Source organism: Methylobacillus draconifructus (genome assembly GCF_045984385.1).
Taxonomy (GTDB): domain Bacteria; phylum Pseudomonadota; class Gammaproteobacteria; order Burkholderiales; family Methylophilaceae; genus Methylobacillus; species Methylobacillus flagellatus_A.
Genome location: NZ_JBJQIJ010000001.1, coordinates 227,933 through 242,663, shown reverse-complemented (window position 1 = coordinate 242,663; position 14,731 = coordinate 227,933). Strand labels below are relative to the sequence as shown.

The following is a 14,731-nucleotide window of genomic DNA, read 5'->3' as shown; positions in this document are numbered from 1 at the left end:
CCTATTCCAGTTCCTTGCGCTTGCGCTCATTATTGACGTGGAAAGCGCCCTCGATAATGATGGTCTCGCCCTCTTCCAGGCCGGACGCCACGGCTGCCATCTCGTTGTACTCGCTGCCCAGCTCCACTTCGCGCAGGCGGAAGCGGTTGGGGCCGATCTCGACATAGACGTAGTCCTTGTCGTTCTCGCGCACCACGGCGCGCCTAGGCACTGCCAGTTGCATCGTGGGCTTGGACTGCACGAGCATGGAAACCAGCATGTCCGGCTTGATGGCCTCGTCGCTGTTTTCCAAGTCGGTACGCACCGTCACGGTACGCGTCAGCGGGTTCACCACATCGCCGACGAAAATCAGCTTGCCGGTGAATTTGCGGTTGCTCAGGGCCGGGATCTCGATCTCGACATCTTCCCCTTCCTGCACCAGCTCGACCTGCTGTTCAGGCACTTCAGCCACCGCCCATACGCGCGACAGGTCCGCAACGATGAACAACTCCTCCGCCGGCTGCACCACCTGGCCCAGGTTGACCCTGCGGCTGATCACCGTGCCCGAAAGGCGGGCATCCACGTTGCTATAGGAACGCAATTGCCCCGAGCTGGCGATTTGCGCGATGGACTTTTCCGACATGCCCAGCACCTGCAATTGCTCCTTCGCCGTATATAAGTCGGCCTGGGCAGCGCTCAATTCGGCCTCGCGGCGCTGCAGTTCTGCGGCTCCGATCACGTCGGCCTCGAGCAACTGACGCGCGCGCTCCACCGCCTTGGTCTGCAACGCGATCTGTTGCGATGCCTTGATGTACAGCAACTGGTTCTGCGCGAGCTCGGTACTGTTCAGCGTTGCAAGCACCTCGCCCTGCTTGACGTCCTGCCCCAGGATCACGTTGATGTCGGTGATGCGCCCGGTGACCGAGGCGCCGATACGCGCCACGCGCTGCTCATCCACCTGGATGCTGCCGGGCACGCGCAAGACTTCCCGGATTTCGGCCTTGCCGGCCGGGGCAATCTTGACCTGGTTCTGCAACAGCTCGGAAAGCTCGACGATGTTGGGGTCTTTGGGCTCATCTGCCGCTTCGTCGGGCGTTGCGGCCGGCTTGCATGCCGAAAGCAGCAAGGCCAGCACGACCAGGCCGCTTGTTGCGAAAGTGGAATACGGTTTCAATAGGGAATTGGGGAACATTACGGCTTAACCTCCAGAAGTTCTGTACCAAGCAGGCGCTCTATTTCCAGCATGCTGCTGACATAATCGAATTTTGCGGCAAGGTAATCCTTGCGCACGAGACGGAAAGTGCGCTGGGCATCCATATACTCGAGGATGCCGCGCTCGCCGTAACGATAGGCGGCCTCCGCCACCTTGAGCACCGACTCGGCCTGGCTCAGCAAGCCATTCTCGAAAGCGGCCAGTTGTTGCTGCGCAATCAGGTAGCGCTGATAGGCAGCCTCCATATCCCGGCGCAATCCCAACTCGCGGTCGTGCAGGGTTGCCTGGGTCTGGCGCACATCGGCGGAAGCCGCCGCAATCGGGCCCTGGCGCCTGTCCCACAATGGCAAGGGAATCGCCACGCCAAAGCGCATCTGCCTGAGATCGGGATCCTCTTCGACGCTGGCCTTGAGCGTCAGGCCGGGATTACGCAAGCGCTCTTCCAGCTTGAGTTTGGCCTCGGCAGTTTCAGTCGCCGCCCGTACTTGCGACAATTGCGGGCTGTGCACCACCTGGTCGCGCAACTTCTCCAGCGACGGCAAGCCATATCCCATGGGCAGCTCGCCTTCCACGTCGTATTCGATCGGGATGCTGGAACCCAGCAAGCCGCGCAAATAGGCCTTGCCTTCGTTTACCCGCACCAAGGCTGACTGGTAATCGCGCTCGGCAGCCAATGCCTCGGTATCGGCCTTGATCAGTTCATACCTGGGCGCCTCGCCGACCTCCACCCGCAACTTGACCCGCTCGCGGATCTGCTGCAACAGGTTACGGTCGCCTTCCACCAGCTTGAGTACGGCCTTGCGCTGGATCACGTCGTAGAATGCATTCTTGACGCGGGAGCGCAGCTCGATCCGGATCAGCTCCGTTCCGGCATCCGCCACCTTGGTCCCCGATTCTGCAGCCGCAATCCTGGCATCGCGCACCCATGGGTACTCCAAAGGTTGGGACAAGCCGACGTTCCAGTTGCGGTTATCGCCCTGCCCGCCCGGCGTCAGGTAACGGCTGGGGCCCATCACCGCTTCCACCTGGGGGTTGCTGTACGTCGATGCGGTGGTGACCGCGGCTTGCGCTGCGTCGCGCTGTGCAGCCGCAATGCCAAGCGCTGGATTGTATTGCATGGCCGTATCGATCATGTCTGGCAGCGTATATGCCGCCAATGCCGACGGCACATGGCCGCATACCAGCATGACAGATAGCACGCGCACAAGAAATGGTCGCAGGCCGGCTTGCGGTACTGGCAATGCACCATGCCGGCGCATGCCTGTCTCTATATTTGTTTTCATTTCACTTTTGAACCGATTGATCAACTTTTCCGTATTGATGCATTGCTTATAGCAAACATATGCGGAGCGTACTAGCCTGCCGCGAAAGGCAGGCTCCTGATGCGCATCATTGCCGCAGCTAGGCTCCGCTTTCCTCGGATATCATCGTTTTGCTGGGATATCCTTAGCAAGGCTTGGGCCAGTCTATGCACCAGGAGGTGACGCCGTGATGAATCCGTGATACTGACCAAGGCAGCACTTGCCACTTGAGGACAAGCTGCTCAGGGCGGATTCCAGGCGCAATCAGGCAATAGGAGGACGGGTAATCAGGAAGAGATCGGGTTGGCGGTAAGTCTCGGCCAGAATGGCGAGCTTGAGATCAAAAACAAAGGGAGGGCGAACTAAAGGCATATGCATGACCAGGATGGGCTCGCTGACCTCGCGGTCATTATCCATTTCCACCTGCTGCACATGGGTAAAAGTCGGGTCGTCATACTCCATTGCATACGATTGCTCGGCTTGCTGGGCAAACAAACACAGGCACACAATGACGCTAAGTAACGCAAATACGCGTTTTGCAAAAGACATGGCTCAATTATAGCCAGAAAATCCAATGCTGAGAACCAGTTTGCGGCATTGCCCCTATATGAAACGCGGCCAACTCGGCGAAGCACTCTGCGGGCCATACAAGTAGTGTTACTGCAAAGCGGCGCAACGGCGCCAGGACAGTGCGCCCTAAACGCGGCGCCAGCTCGTGCCTTGTGCGGTATCCTCAAGGACGATGCCTTGCGCGCTCAACGCATCGCGGATCCGGTCCGCCTCGGCAAAGTTCTTGCCCTTACGGGCAAGCAGCCGCTCCTCGATCAGCCGTTCGATTTCCTCTGCAGCCAGGCCAGCCGAGGCATCCCCTTGCAGAAACTGGTCGGGCTCGCGCTGCAACAAGCCCAATTGCCCGGCAAGCGCCTTGAGCAGGCCGGCCTGCACTACTGAGCCCGTGCGGTTGGCCTCGCTCGCCAGCTCGAACAATACGGCAAATGCTTCCGGCGTATTGAAGTCATCGTCCAGCGCCTGCTTGAATCGTTCCGCATCCGGTTGCTGCCAGTCGATGTCAACCGTCGGCAGCTCAAGGCCGCGCAAGGTATTGTAAAGCCTGGTCAACGCCTGCTTGGCGTCATCCAGGTGGTGGTCGGAATAGTTCAGCGGACTGCGGTAGTGCGCACGCAGAATGAAGAAACGCACCACCTCGGCATCGTACTTTTCAAGCACTTCCCGAATAGTGAAGAAATTGCCGAGCGATTTCGACATTTTCTCGTCATCCACGCGGATAAAGCCGTTGTGCATCCAGTAATTGACGAACGTGCAACCATGCGCGCCTTCGCTCTGCGCAATCTCGTTCTCATGGTGGGGAAACTGCAAGTCCTGCCCGCCGCCGTGGATGTCGAAGTGCTGGCCGAGATGCCGCGCGCCCATCGCGGAGCATTCGATATGCCAGCCCGGACGGCCTGGCCCCCAGGGGGAGTCCCAGCTCGGCTCGCCTGGCTTGGCCGCCTTCCACAAGACGAAATCCATCGGGTCGCGCTTGTGCGCGTCCACTTCCACACGCTCCCCGGCGCGCAAATCCTCGAGCGACTTGCTTGACAGCTTGCCGTAGTTGGCGAAACTGGACACCGCATAATAGACGTCGCCATTATCGGCCGCATAGGCATGCTGATTTTCAATCAGTGCACTGATCATGGCGATCATTTCATGGATATAGTCAGTGGCGCGCGGCTCAAGATCGGGTCGCCAGACGCCAAGTCGTGCTGCATCCTCGTTCATCGCGTCGATGAAGCGGCTGGTGAGCGCAGTGATGGTCTCGCCATTTTCATTCGCGCGCGCGATGATCTTGTCGTCAATATCCGTGATATTGCGCACATAGGTCACGTCGTAACCGGAGCTGCGCAGCCAGCGGTTCACCATGTCGAACACCACCATCACGCGCGCATGCCCCAGGTGGCAGTAGTCGTAAACTGTCATGCCGCAGACATACATGCTGACCTTGCCTGCCACGATCGGGTAAAAAGTCTGCTTTGCGCGCGCAAGCGTGTTATAGATTTTCAGCATAGTTCAGGTTGCGAGGTGTAGGGATTGGAAGATTCGTCATCAAGCAATGTTTATTGATTATGCCTGCTACGTTGGCAGTAGTGCTTGCATGCGCTTATTGATAGAATTATGACCATAATAATAGCCTGGAATTATAGCATATGCCTATTGCACGCGCGCTGAGCCATAGCCTGCTGATCGCCGCTTTACTGCTCTCGCCGAAGGGATGGGCAAGCGAACTGGATGAAATCAACCAGCTCGCGGAACAAGGCAAAACGGCCCAGGCGCTGCAGCGCCTGAACGGCTACCTGGGCAAGCAGCCCACCGATGCCAAGGCGCTGTTCCTCAAGGGCGTGCTGCTGGCCGAGAGCGACAAGCAGGACGAGGCCATCAAGGTATTCAGCGAGCTCACGGAAAAATACCCGCAATTGCCCGCGCCATACAACAACCTGGCGGTGCTCTACGCCTACCAGGGCAATTATGAAAAAGCCAAGGCCGCGCTCGAGGCCGCCATCCGCACCCACCCGAGCTACGCCACGGCCCACGAGAACCTGGGAGACATCTATGCCCGCATGGCGTCGGAGTCGTATAGCCGCGCCTTGCAACTCGATACCAATAACAGCCGAGCCAAGAGCAAACTCGCGCTGATCAAGGATTTATTGCCGCCGCCCGGCGACATCGCTGCCGCCAAGGCGCCATCCAAGGAGGCTGCCAAGCCCAGCCTCGCGGCAGTACCGGCGGCAGCCAAGACCGACACCAAGCCAGCCCCCGCGCCTGCCAAGCCTGCGGAAACCAGCAAGCCCGCTGCCGAACCTGTGCCTGCGAACGTCAAGCCCACCGCGCCGGAAGTGGCGGCTACGCCAACGTCCCCCACAGAACAGAAAAAATCTGATCAGACACAAGCGGTGCTGAATGCCGTAGAATCCTGGGCAAAAGCTTGGTCCAGCCAGAATGTGGAGCAATATCTCGCCAGCTATGCCAAGGATTTCAAGACGCCGAACGGGGAAAGCCGTGCAAGCTGGGAGGCGACACGCAAAACGCGTGTCGGCAAGCCTTCAAGGATCGAAGTCAATTTAACCAACGTGAAAATCAGCATTGAGAATGAACACACTGCGCGCGCCACATTCCAGCAGTCCTACGAGGCTGATCATTTATCGCAACGCACGCGCAAGCAACTGGTCCTGGTTCAACAGCAAGGCAAGTGGTTGATCCAGCAGGAGCTGACAAACCGGTAACCCTATACAGCATGATCAAACGCTTTACCAAACTGTTGTCCACGGCCCTGCTCATCGGGGGCGGCCTGCTGCCCTGGAACGCCACGGCAGACAAATCCAGTCCGCTTCCAGGCAACGTGCTGCCCGCATTCAGCAGCAACCAGGCCGAGCGCCTGCTGGTACAAAGCCTGCTTGAAATCAACGAAGGCCAGTTGCGCGAGGCCTTGAACACCATAGACCAACTGTTGCAAGCCGTGCCCAACTTCCGCCTCGCCCACCTGGTGCGCGGCGACTTGCTGATGGCTTTTGCGCAACAGTCCACCAAGCTGGGCGATGATAAGAATGCCGCGGTGTCCGACTTTCAGGAAGAGGCCAAGGTCCGGATAGAGCGCCATCTTGCCACCCCGCACGAAGGCAAAATCCCCGACGTCCTCTGGCGCATGGCGCCGGAACAACGCTATGCGATCGTGGTAGATACGGCAAAATCACGGTTATACGTTTACCAGAACCGCGACAACCAGCCTCATCACTTGGTGGACTACTACATCACCATGGGCAAGAACGGCAGCGAGAAATTCGTAGAAGGGGATAAACGCACGCCGCTGGGGGTTTATACCGCAGGCAAAAAACTGGAGCGCAAGCTGCCCGACTTCTACGGCGAAGCCGCCTACCCATTGAACTACCCCAACCCGCTGGATAAACAGCAAGGCAAGAAAGGCCACGGCATCTGGCTGCACGGCACGCCCAAGGATGTCTACAGCCGCCCGCCCAAGGCCAGCGACGGCTGCGTCGTGATTGCCAACCCGGACATCAAGGCCCTGACTCCCGTATTGCAGCAAGGCGCAACGCCGGTCATCATCAGCAACAGCCTGCAATGGATCACGCCCGAGGAGGCCAAGCACCGTCAGCAGGCACTGGATCATGCCCTGGAACAATGGCGCCATGACTGGGAAGCGCAGAACACGGAACAATACCTTGCACATTATGCCAAGGACTTCTTTAGCGACAGCGGCAACCTGGAAAACTGGAGCCAGAATAAGCGGCGCATCCAGGCCAGCAAGGCAAAAGTGCAGATCGGCCTATCCAACATCAGCATGTTCCGCTATCCTAATGGCCCAGCGTCCATGGTTTTGGTCAGTTTCGACCAGGACTACAAGAGCGATGCACTCGCCAACCGCATGAAGAAACAGCAGTACTGGGTGTGGGACAATCAGCGCTGGAAGATCATGTATGAAGGTCCCGCATGATGCAGATTTTGACATTGGAGGAAATTCTGATGCGCGCAACCACACGTGCCTTACTCGCCCCGTTCCTGTACCTAGCCATGCTGTGCGCCAGCCTGGCGGCGATTGCCAGCGACAATGCGCCGCAGCAGCTGGAAGTGCAGACCAATCACGGCAGCTTCGTCATCGAGCTATACCCGGACAAGGCGCCTAAAACCGTCGCCAACTTCATCCAGTACGTCACCAGCGACTTCTACACTGGCACCACCTTCCACCGCACCGTGGACCGGTTCATGATCCAGGGCGGCGGCCTCACTGCCGACATGAAGGAGAAATCCACCTTTTCTCCAATCGAGAACGAATCCAACAACGGCCTCAAGAATGAATACGGCTCCGTCGCCATGGCACGTGCATTCGCGCCCAATTCCGCGACTTCGCAATTCTTCATCAACCTGTCGGACAACAAGTTCCTCAACTTCCACAAGCCCGAGGCCGCCTATATCGGTTATTGCGTATTTGGCAAGGTAATCAAGGGCATCGACGTGGTTGAGCGCATAGGCAAGAGCCCGACCAGGGTAGTAGGCGCTCACCTCAACGTGCCGGTCGAGCCTGTCGTCATTGAAAAGGTGGCATTGCTGGACCAGCCCATCAACATTGCCGATCGCCTGGACTACAAGAAAGTCAAAACCATCGCGCAGACAGAAGCGCCAACCAAAAGCAAAGGAAAGAAACCTTGATCAAGCTACATACCAATTTCGGTGAAATCACCCTGGAACTCGATGAGGAAAAAGCGCCGATTACCGCTGCCAACTTCATCCAGTACGTAAAAGACGGCTTTTACGACAACACCATCTTCCATCGCGTGATTGACGGCTTCATGATCCAGGGCGGCGGCTTCACCCCGGACATGCAGCAGAAACCGACCAATGCGGCAATCAAGAATGAAGCCAACAACGGCCTGCAGAACAAGACCTATACCATCGCCATGGCGCGCACCCCTGCCCCGGACTCTGCCAGCAGCCAGTTCTTCATCAACGTGTCCGACAACGACTTCCTCAACTTCACCGCGCCGACCTCCCAAGGCTGGGGCTACGCCGTGTTCGGCAAGGTGACAGCCGGCACGGAAGTCGTCGACCAGATCAAGAAGGTCAAGACCGGCAGCAAGAACGGCCACCAGGACGTCCCTCTGGAGCCTGTGGTCATCGAACGCGCCGAAATCGTTTAAGCACCAGCATGGGATATGCAGGTCAGGAGAAAACGGCGTTCAGCCTGTTGATTTCCGACCTGCACCTATGCGATTCCAGACCTGCCATTACCGCCCAATTTCTTGGCTTCCTGCAGCAGCAGGCCAGCCAGGCTGAGGCGCTTTACATCCTGGGCGATTTTTTCGAATATTGGGCCGGAGACGACGATCTTGCCCAGCACCAGCCCATCATCCAGGCATTGCGTACATTATCCGAGCAAGGCACCCAGCTCTACTTCATGCACGGCAACCGGGATTTCCTGATTGGCAAGGCATTTGCCGCCGCAGCCGGGCTGACATTGCTGCCCGACCCGACACTCGTCACGCTGTACGGCAAACGCGCATTGTTGAGCCATGGCGATGCGCTCTGCACCGATGACGTCGCCTACCAGGATTTCCGCCGCCAGGTGCGCGCCCCTGCCTGGCAGCAGGCTTTCCTGCAACAACCGCTCAGCGCGCGCAAGGACCAGATCGAGGCACTGCGCCAACGCAGCGAGCAGGAGAAGTCCGGTAAGCGGGAAAGCATCATGGATGTGAATGCAGAGGCAGTCGCCGCATTGCTGCGCGAGTACGATTACCCGGAACTATTCATCCACGGGCACACGCATCGCCCCGCATTGCATCCCCTGGAAGTGGACGGCCGCAGGGTGGACCGCTGGGTGCTCGGCGACTGGTACGAACAGGGCAGCTGCCTGGTTGTAGACCGGCAAGGCGTACGCAACCAGCAATTGCCGTAACAAGTGACGTGATGATCCATCACGGGGCGTAGCCCGGTATCGCCGCCTCATCCACTGCGTCGATTTGCCCGGGTTGCAGGTAGCGCCTGGCATAGTGCAAGTAGACCTTCTCCCGGATGAAGATATCGAACAAATCGGGATCGATATGCTGATCCAGCTTCATTTCACCCAATATATGCAATGCCTCTGACAAGGTCTTGGCCTTCTTGTAAGGCCGGTCACCGGAAGTCAATGCTTCGAAGATATCGGCAATGCACATCAAGCGCGCCGGAATGGAAAGCTGCTCCTTGGTCAGGCCTCGCGGATAGCCATGGCCGTCGAGGCGCTCATGGTGGCCGCCGGCATATTCGGGAACGCGCTGCAGCCCTGGGGGATAGGGCAGGGATTCCAGCATGTCGATGGTGACGACGATATGCTGGTTCACCACCTGGCGCTCTTCCGGTGTCAGCGTGCCGGAACTGATGGTCAGGTTGTACACCTCGTCCTCGGTAAGGAAATTCACTGTCTTGCCTGACTCATCCTCCAACTGGTATTGAGCAATCTTCTTCACCCGCTCCTGATCCTCAGCCGGCATCGATTCGGAACCCACATTCACCCGTTGTAAAAATGCAAGGTCGTCGTCAAGCTGCCTGATCCAGTCGGCATGTTGCCGCTCAAGCTCATCCAGCCCTTGCTCGCGCCCCTGGCGGACCGCATCGAGCTGTTGCCGCAGCAGGCGGCATTCCGCCTGTTTTTTCATCAAGGCAAACCGTTGCTCGAGCAGGCCGATACGGTCAAAAATCGTGGACAGCTTGGTCGGCTTGTCCATCAAGGATTCGGGCGTCGCGATCTTGCCGCAGTCGTGCAGCCAGGCAGCAATGCGCAACTCGTCCAGCTCCTTGCCGTTCATGTAAAAGTCCTTGAGCGGCCCTGATGCCGCCCGGTTCACCGCGGCAGCCAGCATCATGGCCAGCTCGGGCACGCGCCGGCAATGGCCGCCGGTATAGGGCGACTTGGCATCGATCGCCCCGGCAATCAGGCGGATGAAGGCCTCGAACAAATTCCGCAAGCCCTCTATCAGCTGGCGGTTGGTCAGCGCAACCGCGGCCTGCGACGCCAGGGATTCCACCAGTTGCTGGCTGGAATCGGAAAAAGGCACGATCTGCCCGGCGGCTTCCTTGGCGTTGATCAATTGCAGGACGCCGATGATCTCGCCCTCGTGATTCTTCATGGGCACGGTAAGGAAGGAGCGCGAACGGTAGCCGGTCGTCGCATCGAACTGCCGCGTACCGGAGAAGTCGAACCCCTCTGCGGAATAGGCGTCCTCGATATTGACGGTGCAATCGTTGAGCACGGCATACGCCGCCACCATATGGTGATTGGGCTGCCCGTTGGCGAGGTAAAGCGGCAGGGGCTGGAAGGGAATGGGATTGCCGGTAGTGCCGCCCATGGCGATGCCAAGCGAGCTGGTCCGCATGATCTCGAAGCGTAGCGTCTTGTCCTGCGTCACGCTGTAAAGGGTGCCCGCATCCGCATTGGTCAGGCGCTTGGCGCTCATCACGATCATTTCCAGCAGCCGCTGGTGGTCGTGCTCGGCAGACAGGGCAATACCTATTGCGTTCAGGTCTTCCAGCTGCTTGACCAATGCGCCGCGTGCCGTCATTCCCCCTCCGTCCGGTTCGACCAAAACACTATGCCAGCGAGAACAACATCCTGACCCCGGCCAGCTCGATAATATCGCCATCCGCCAATAGTTGAGCCTGCAGCCCTACCGCAGCGCCATTCAGGACCGGGCGGCCGTCGCCCTCGACATGGGAAAGAAAGTAGCCGTGCGGCCGCTTGGTGATGACGGCGACCTGCACCCCGCTCTTGCCCAGCGTCGTCAATGTTTTCCTGATTACCAGCTCCCGCCCGGGACTGGCGCCGTTCAACACTTTGACCTTGGCGAGCCCGGCAGGTTGCAATCCGGCCGCCCTATTCACCGCCCGCCCATCGGCATGGTGGCCTACAGGCTCCTCGGCGGCTTGCTTTTCCGCCGCCTCCGCCATCATTTCCCTGATGGCCGGCATGACCAGCACCGTTTTCTCGAATCCGCGATCGGCGGCAAGGTCCTCCTCAAGATACTCGATCTGGTGACGCCCCAGGCCTATCCTGTCGCCATCCCTCAACTGGTGCCGGGTAATGGCGTTGCCATTCACCAGGGTGCCGTTGGTGCTGCGGTTGTCCTCGATGTAGAACACGCCGTCTTCTGCCAGCACGGCGGCATGCTCGCCGCTGATGGCAAGGTTTTCCAGCCTGATATCGCAGCTGGGCCGCCGCCCTTGAATCCTTCATCCCCTGAGCCAGCAAGCCTGCTTTGTTTTTTTTATGGTTATTATGCTGCACAATCTTTACAAAGCCTGCGCCAGATTACAAGCCTCTCGTCGCCTCAATGAATAATTCACAGCATGACGGCGGATAAAAAAATAGCCAGCACAACGGCTGGCTATTCATGCATCAATACGGGAGAAACTACTTCCTGCCTCGCTGGAACTCATCGGGCCTGGCTTCCGCCGCGATCTTGTCCAGCACGCCGTTGACATACTTGTGGCCGTCAGTGCCGCCGTAGAGCTTGGCAAGCTCCACGCCCTCGTTGATGGCGACGCGGTAAGGGATGGTCACGTCATGGATCAATTCGTACGCCGCAATGCAGAGGATGGCATGCTCGATCGGGCTAAGCTCGGATAGCTGGCGATCCAGCGAGCCCACCAGGCGCGCGTCCAGCTCGTCGATGTTCTCCGCCACGCCTTCGAGCAATTGGCGGAAATATTCGTAATCCGCGCGGTCGAAATCAGGGTCGTCGGCCAGCTCGCGGATAATGACCGAGACATCCTTCTGGTTCATCAAGCCCAGGTAGACGCCCTTGAGCACCAGCTCGCGCGACTTGCGGCGGCTGCGCCCGGCCTTCGGGGCCGGCTTTTTCGCCTCTAGCGGCTTCTTGTCTTGATCGCTCATAGTTGCTTCAGCAGGTTGATCATTTCAACCACGACGTCCGCAGCCTCGGCGCCCTTGATCGCCATGCGGGCTTCGGCCTGCTCGTCGTTCTCGGTGGTGAGGATGGCGTTGGCGACGGGAATGCCGGTACTCAGTTGCACATCGGAAATACCGCGCGCGGATTCGTTGGAAACCACCTCGAAATGGTAGGTCTCGCCACGGATAATGGCGCCTAGCGCGATCAGGCCGTCAAACTGCTCGCTATCCGCCATCTGCAACAGAATGGCTGGCGTTTCCAGCGCGCCGGGCACGGTGGCGAGCGTGATGTCGTCATCCGCCACGCCCAGCTTGTGCAGCTGTTCGACACAAGCCTGGAGCAAGCCGTCGCCGATGTTGCTGTTGAAACGGGACAGCACGATGCCGATGCGCAAATCCTTGCCATTCAAATCTACTGCGATTTTCTTCATGATTTCGTCCGAACTAGGCGCAGCCGCACTGCGCTATTGAAATGAGCCAGGCAATCCGCTGGCGAATCCCCTCATTTTAACACGCCAGGGGAGACTTAGAGCCGGACAGCAGTTCGGCATGGCGAAAACAATCCACGACGTGGTCGTTCACCATGCCGACTGCCTGCATGAAGGCGTAGCAGATCGTGGAGCCGACAAACTTGAAGCCGTGCTTCAGCAAAGTCTTGGACATCTGGTCGGATATCTCGGTCCTGGCAGGCACATCCGCCAGGCCAAGCCGATGGTTGACCTGCGGCTCGCCCTGCACGAACTGCCAGAGGAAGGCGTCCAGGCTGCCGTATTTCGCCTGCACCTCCAATGCTGCGCGGGCGTTGCCGATGGCGGCATTTACCTTGAGCCGGTTGCGGATGATGCCCGGGTCCGCGAGCAAGGCCTCCACCTTGTCCGCATCGTAGGCCGCGATTTTGGCGATATCGAACTGGTCGAACACCTTGCGGTAATGTTCCCGCTTCTTCAACACGGTGCTCCAGCTCAAACCGGCCTGGGCGCCTTCAAGCACCAGTAACTCGAACAGCAGCCTGTCGTCGTGCACGGGCACGCCCCATTCCATATCATGATAAACGACATCCAAGGCGCCCTTGGCCCACCCGCAGCGGCAGAGGTCAGTCACAACAATTTCCAATAGCAAACATCAATGGAACAAGATAACCGCTTTCTGCAAAGTGTTCCAGATACCGTATGTGATCGGGATGCCGACCGCGACCCATACCGCAACGGTCAAAACGGCATTGCTCTTGTGTGCGGCTACCTGCGTCATCTTTTGCGCCTGCTCATGGGAGACCTTCTTTTCTGCCTCCAGCTCGGCCGGGGTCATGTAATGTTTCTCCGCCACCGGGCGCACCAGCAGGTTGCATATCAGGCCGACCAGCAGCAGGCCCGCCAGCACGTACATGATCATGTTGTAGGCATGGTCGGCAGGAACGCCCTGGTCAAGCTGGTAATCACGCAAGTAGTTCACAATTACGGGCCCCAACACCCCGGCGGTCGCCCAAGCGGTCAATAATCTGCCGTGAATCGCACCCACATGCTGGGTGCCGAAAATGTCGGCCAGATATGCCGGAATCGTGGAGAAGCCGCCGCCGTACATGGTGAGGATAATGCAGAACAAGCCCGCGAAGAGCGCCACGCTCCCTATGCTGCCCGCCCAGGGCGACAGCACGTAGAGCGCGAAGCCTAAGGCAAAAAAGATCACATAGGTCAGCTTGCGGCCGAGGAAATCCGAGCAGGATGCCCAGCCGATACGCCCCAGGATATTGAAGAAGGAAAGCAACCCGGCAAAACCGGCACCGATGGCCGCCACCTGCAGTTTCTGGTCCCCGCTCAGTTCCGCCAGCTTCAGCGGCACATCGATCAGCCTTCCGCCAAACACCTCCTGCAACATCGGCGATGCCATGCCGATCACGCCGATCCCGGCGCTGACGTTGAGGCACAACACCCACCACAGCAACCAGAACTGCGGCGTCTTGTGCGCCTGGTTCACATGCACATGGTGCGGCGTAATCATGGCCTTGCCATTGCTCGCTGGAGGCGTCCAGCCATCGGGCTTCCAATCATGCGCTGGCACCCGGTAGCCCAGCGAGCCTATTATCATGGCGATAAAGTACAGCACGCCCATGGTCGCAAAGGTTTCCCATACGCCGACGGAAGTCTCGGTGGCGAAATAATTCATGAGCGTATTGGCAAGCGGCGCGCCTATCATGGCGCCGCCGCCGAACCCCATGATCGCCATGCCGGTCGCCATGCCGCGCCGGTCCGGGAACCACTTAATCAAGGTCGAGACCGGGGAGATATACCCCAGCCCGAGGCCGATGCCGCCGATCACGCCCGAGCCCAGCCACATCATCCAGAGCTGGTGCGTATACACCCCGATCGCGGAAATCAGCAGACCTCCGCCCCAGCACACGGCGGCAACGGCGCCCGCCTTGCGCGGCCCGGCATGCTCCAGCCAATGTCCGAACACCGCCGCCGACGATCCCAGGAAGACAAAGAACAAGGTATACATCCACCCCAGGTCGCTGATTTTCCAGTCGCAGGTGGTCGTGATCGCCCGCATCCAGAAACTCACATCCTCCCCGCACGCAAGCGGCTCGGAAATCCCCAACGCCTTGGACAGCGGCAACCAGAACACGCTGAAACCGTAGGCCATGCCAATCGACAAATGCACAGCCAGCGCGGCGGGCGGCACCAGCCAACGGTTGTAACCCGGCCCTGCCGTAATACGTTCCTTTGAAAAAAAGCCTGCCATGCCCACCCCTCGGTTTTATTCGAATTTAGAATTGATTTGCAAAGTAACAAAAGG

Annotated in this window: 16 protein-coding genes; 6 read left to right on the top strand and 10 right to left on the bottom strand. The window is 58.8% G+C overall.

The features are described 5' to 3' along the window. Position 1: 1 nt before the first annotated feature. From ACKF11_RS01240 to cysS, 4 genes are all read right to left on the bottom strand, one after another. A complete protein-coding gene (locus ACKF11_RS01240; protein ID WP_407995034.1) occupies positions 2–1,171 on the bottom strand; it encodes an efflux RND transporter periplasmic adaptor subunit in 1,170 nt (389 codons plus the stop codon). Continuing rightward, on the bottom strand, positions 1,171–2,475 hold the full coding sequence (locus ACKF11_RS01235) for a TolC family protein (RefSeq protein ID WP_407995033.1): 1,305 nt from the start codon (positions 2,473–2,475) through the stop codon (positions 1,171–1,173). Before ACKF11_RS01235 ends, ACKF11_RS01240 begins: the two co-directional genes overlap by 1 nt. 282 nt (positions 2,476–2,757) lie before the next feature. Continuing rightward, on the bottom strand, positions 2,758–3,042 hold the full coding sequence (locus tag ACKF11_RS01230; RefSeq protein ID WP_309564411.1) for a hypothetical protein: 285 nt from the start codon (positions 3,040–3,042) through the stop codon (positions 2,758–2,760). A gap of 147 nt (positions 3,043–3,189) precedes the next feature. Beyond that, positions 3,190–4,557 carry a cysteine--tRNA ligase gene (cysS, locus tag ACKF11_RS01225; RefSeq protein WP_407995672.1) on the bottom strand — a complete coding sequence of 456 codons (1,368 nt, stop codon included), beginning with the start codon at positions 4,555–4,557 and terminating at the stop codon, positions 3,190–3,192. A gap of 140 nt (positions 4,558–4,697) precedes the next feature. On the opposite strand from cysS, the gene ACKF11_RS01220 reads away from it, so the two are divergent. The 5 genes from ACKF11_RS01220 to ACKF11_RS01200 are packed head-to-tail and all read left to right on the top strand — an operon-like array spanning position 4,698 to position 8,953. Next, entirely contained in the window at positions 4,698–5,771 is a 1,074-nt protein-coding gene (locus ACKF11_RS01220) for a L,D-transpeptidase Cds6 family protein (RefSeq protein ID WP_407995031.1), read from the top strand. An 11-nt stretch (positions 5,772–5,782) separates the two neighbouring features. Next, entirely contained in the window at positions 5,783–6,997 is a 1,215-nt protein-coding gene (locus ACKF11_RS01215) for a L,D-transpeptidase family protein (protein WP_407995030.1), read from the top strand. A 29-nt stretch (positions 6,998–7,026) separates the two neighbouring features. Beyond that, a complete protein-coding gene (locus tag ACKF11_RS01210; protein WP_309564407.1) occupies positions 7,027–7,710 on the top strand; it encodes a peptidylprolyl isomerase in 684 nt (227 codons plus the stop codon). Continuing rightward, positions 7,707–8,198, top strand: coding sequence for a peptidylprolyl isomerase (locus tag ACKF11_RS01205; RefSeq protein WP_309564406.1), 492 nt, complete (start codon positions 7,707–7,709; stop codon positions 8,196–8,198). Before ACKF11_RS01210 ends, ACKF11_RS01205 begins: the two co-directional genes overlap by 4 nt. Positions 8,199–8,206: 8 nt before the next feature. Continuing rightward, positions 8,207–8,953 carry a UDP-2,3-diacylglucosamine diphosphatase gene (locus ACKF11_RS01200; protein WP_407995671.1) on the top strand — a complete coding sequence of 249 codons (747 nt, stop codon included), beginning with the start codon at positions 8,207–8,209 and terminating at the stop codon, positions 8,951–8,953. A 19-nt stretch (positions 8,954–8,972) separates the two neighbouring features. Here ACKF11_RS01200 and ACKF11_RS01195 read toward each other — a convergent pair whose 3' ends face one another. Together ACKF11_RS01195 and ACKF11_RS01190 are read right to left on the bottom strand one after the other, a co-directional pair. Continuing rightward, positions 8,973–10,595: an HD domain-containing phosphohydrolase gene (locus ACKF11_RS01195; protein ID WP_407995670.1), complete on the bottom strand. Its 1,623-nt coding sequence runs from the start codon at positions 10,593–10,595 to the stop codon at positions 8,973–8,975. A 28-nt stretch (positions 10,596–10,623) separates the two neighbouring features. Next, entirely contained in the window at positions 10,624–11,211 is a 588-nt protein-coding gene (locus ACKF11_RS01190; protein ID WP_407996024.1) for an FHA domain-containing protein, read from the bottom strand. Between ACKF11_RS01190 and ACKF11_RS01185 the strand changes: the two genes are divergently transcribed. Beyond that, positions 11,197–11,367 carry a hypothetical protein gene (locus ACKF11_RS01185; RefSeq protein ID WP_407995669.1) on the top strand — a complete coding sequence of 57 codons (171 nt, stop codon included), beginning with the start codon at positions 11,197–11,199 and terminating at the stop codon, positions 11,365–11,367. The genes ACKF11_RS01190 and ACKF11_RS01185 overlap by 15 nt on opposite strands. 76 nt (positions 11,368–11,443) lie before the next feature. Here the strand turns inward: ACKF11_RS01185 and nusB are convergent, their stop codons facing one another. The 4 genes from nusB to ACKF11_RS01165 form a co-directional block, all read right to left on the bottom strand. Then, positions 11,444–11,926: a transcription antitermination factor NusB gene (gene nusB, locus ACKF11_RS01180; RefSeq protein WP_407995026.1), complete on the bottom strand. Its 483-nt coding sequence runs from the start codon at positions 11,924–11,926 to the stop codon at positions 11,444–11,446. Beyond that, on the bottom strand, positions 11,923–12,372 hold the full coding sequence (gene ribH, locus ACKF11_RS01175; RefSeq protein WP_407995025.1) for a 6,7-dimethyl-8-ribityllumazine synthase: 450 nt from the start codon (positions 12,370–12,372) through the stop codon (positions 11,923–11,925). The genes nusB and ribH overlap by 4 nt, the downstream gene beginning before the upstream one ends. A gap of 76 nt (positions 12,373–12,448) precedes the next feature. After that, positions 12,449–13,042, bottom strand: a complete 594-nt coding sequence (locus ACKF11_RS01170) for a DNA-3-methyladenine glycosylase I (protein WP_407995668.1) — start codon at positions 13,040–13,042, stop codon at positions 12,449–12,451. 21 nt (positions 13,043–13,063) lie between these two features. Further along, positions 13,064–14,677, bottom strand: a complete 1,614-nt coding sequence (locus ACKF11_RS01165) for an OFA family MFS transporter (RefSeq protein ID WP_407995667.1) — start codon at positions 14,675–14,677, stop codon at positions 13,064–13,066. Positions 14,678–14,731: the final 54 nt, after the last annotated feature.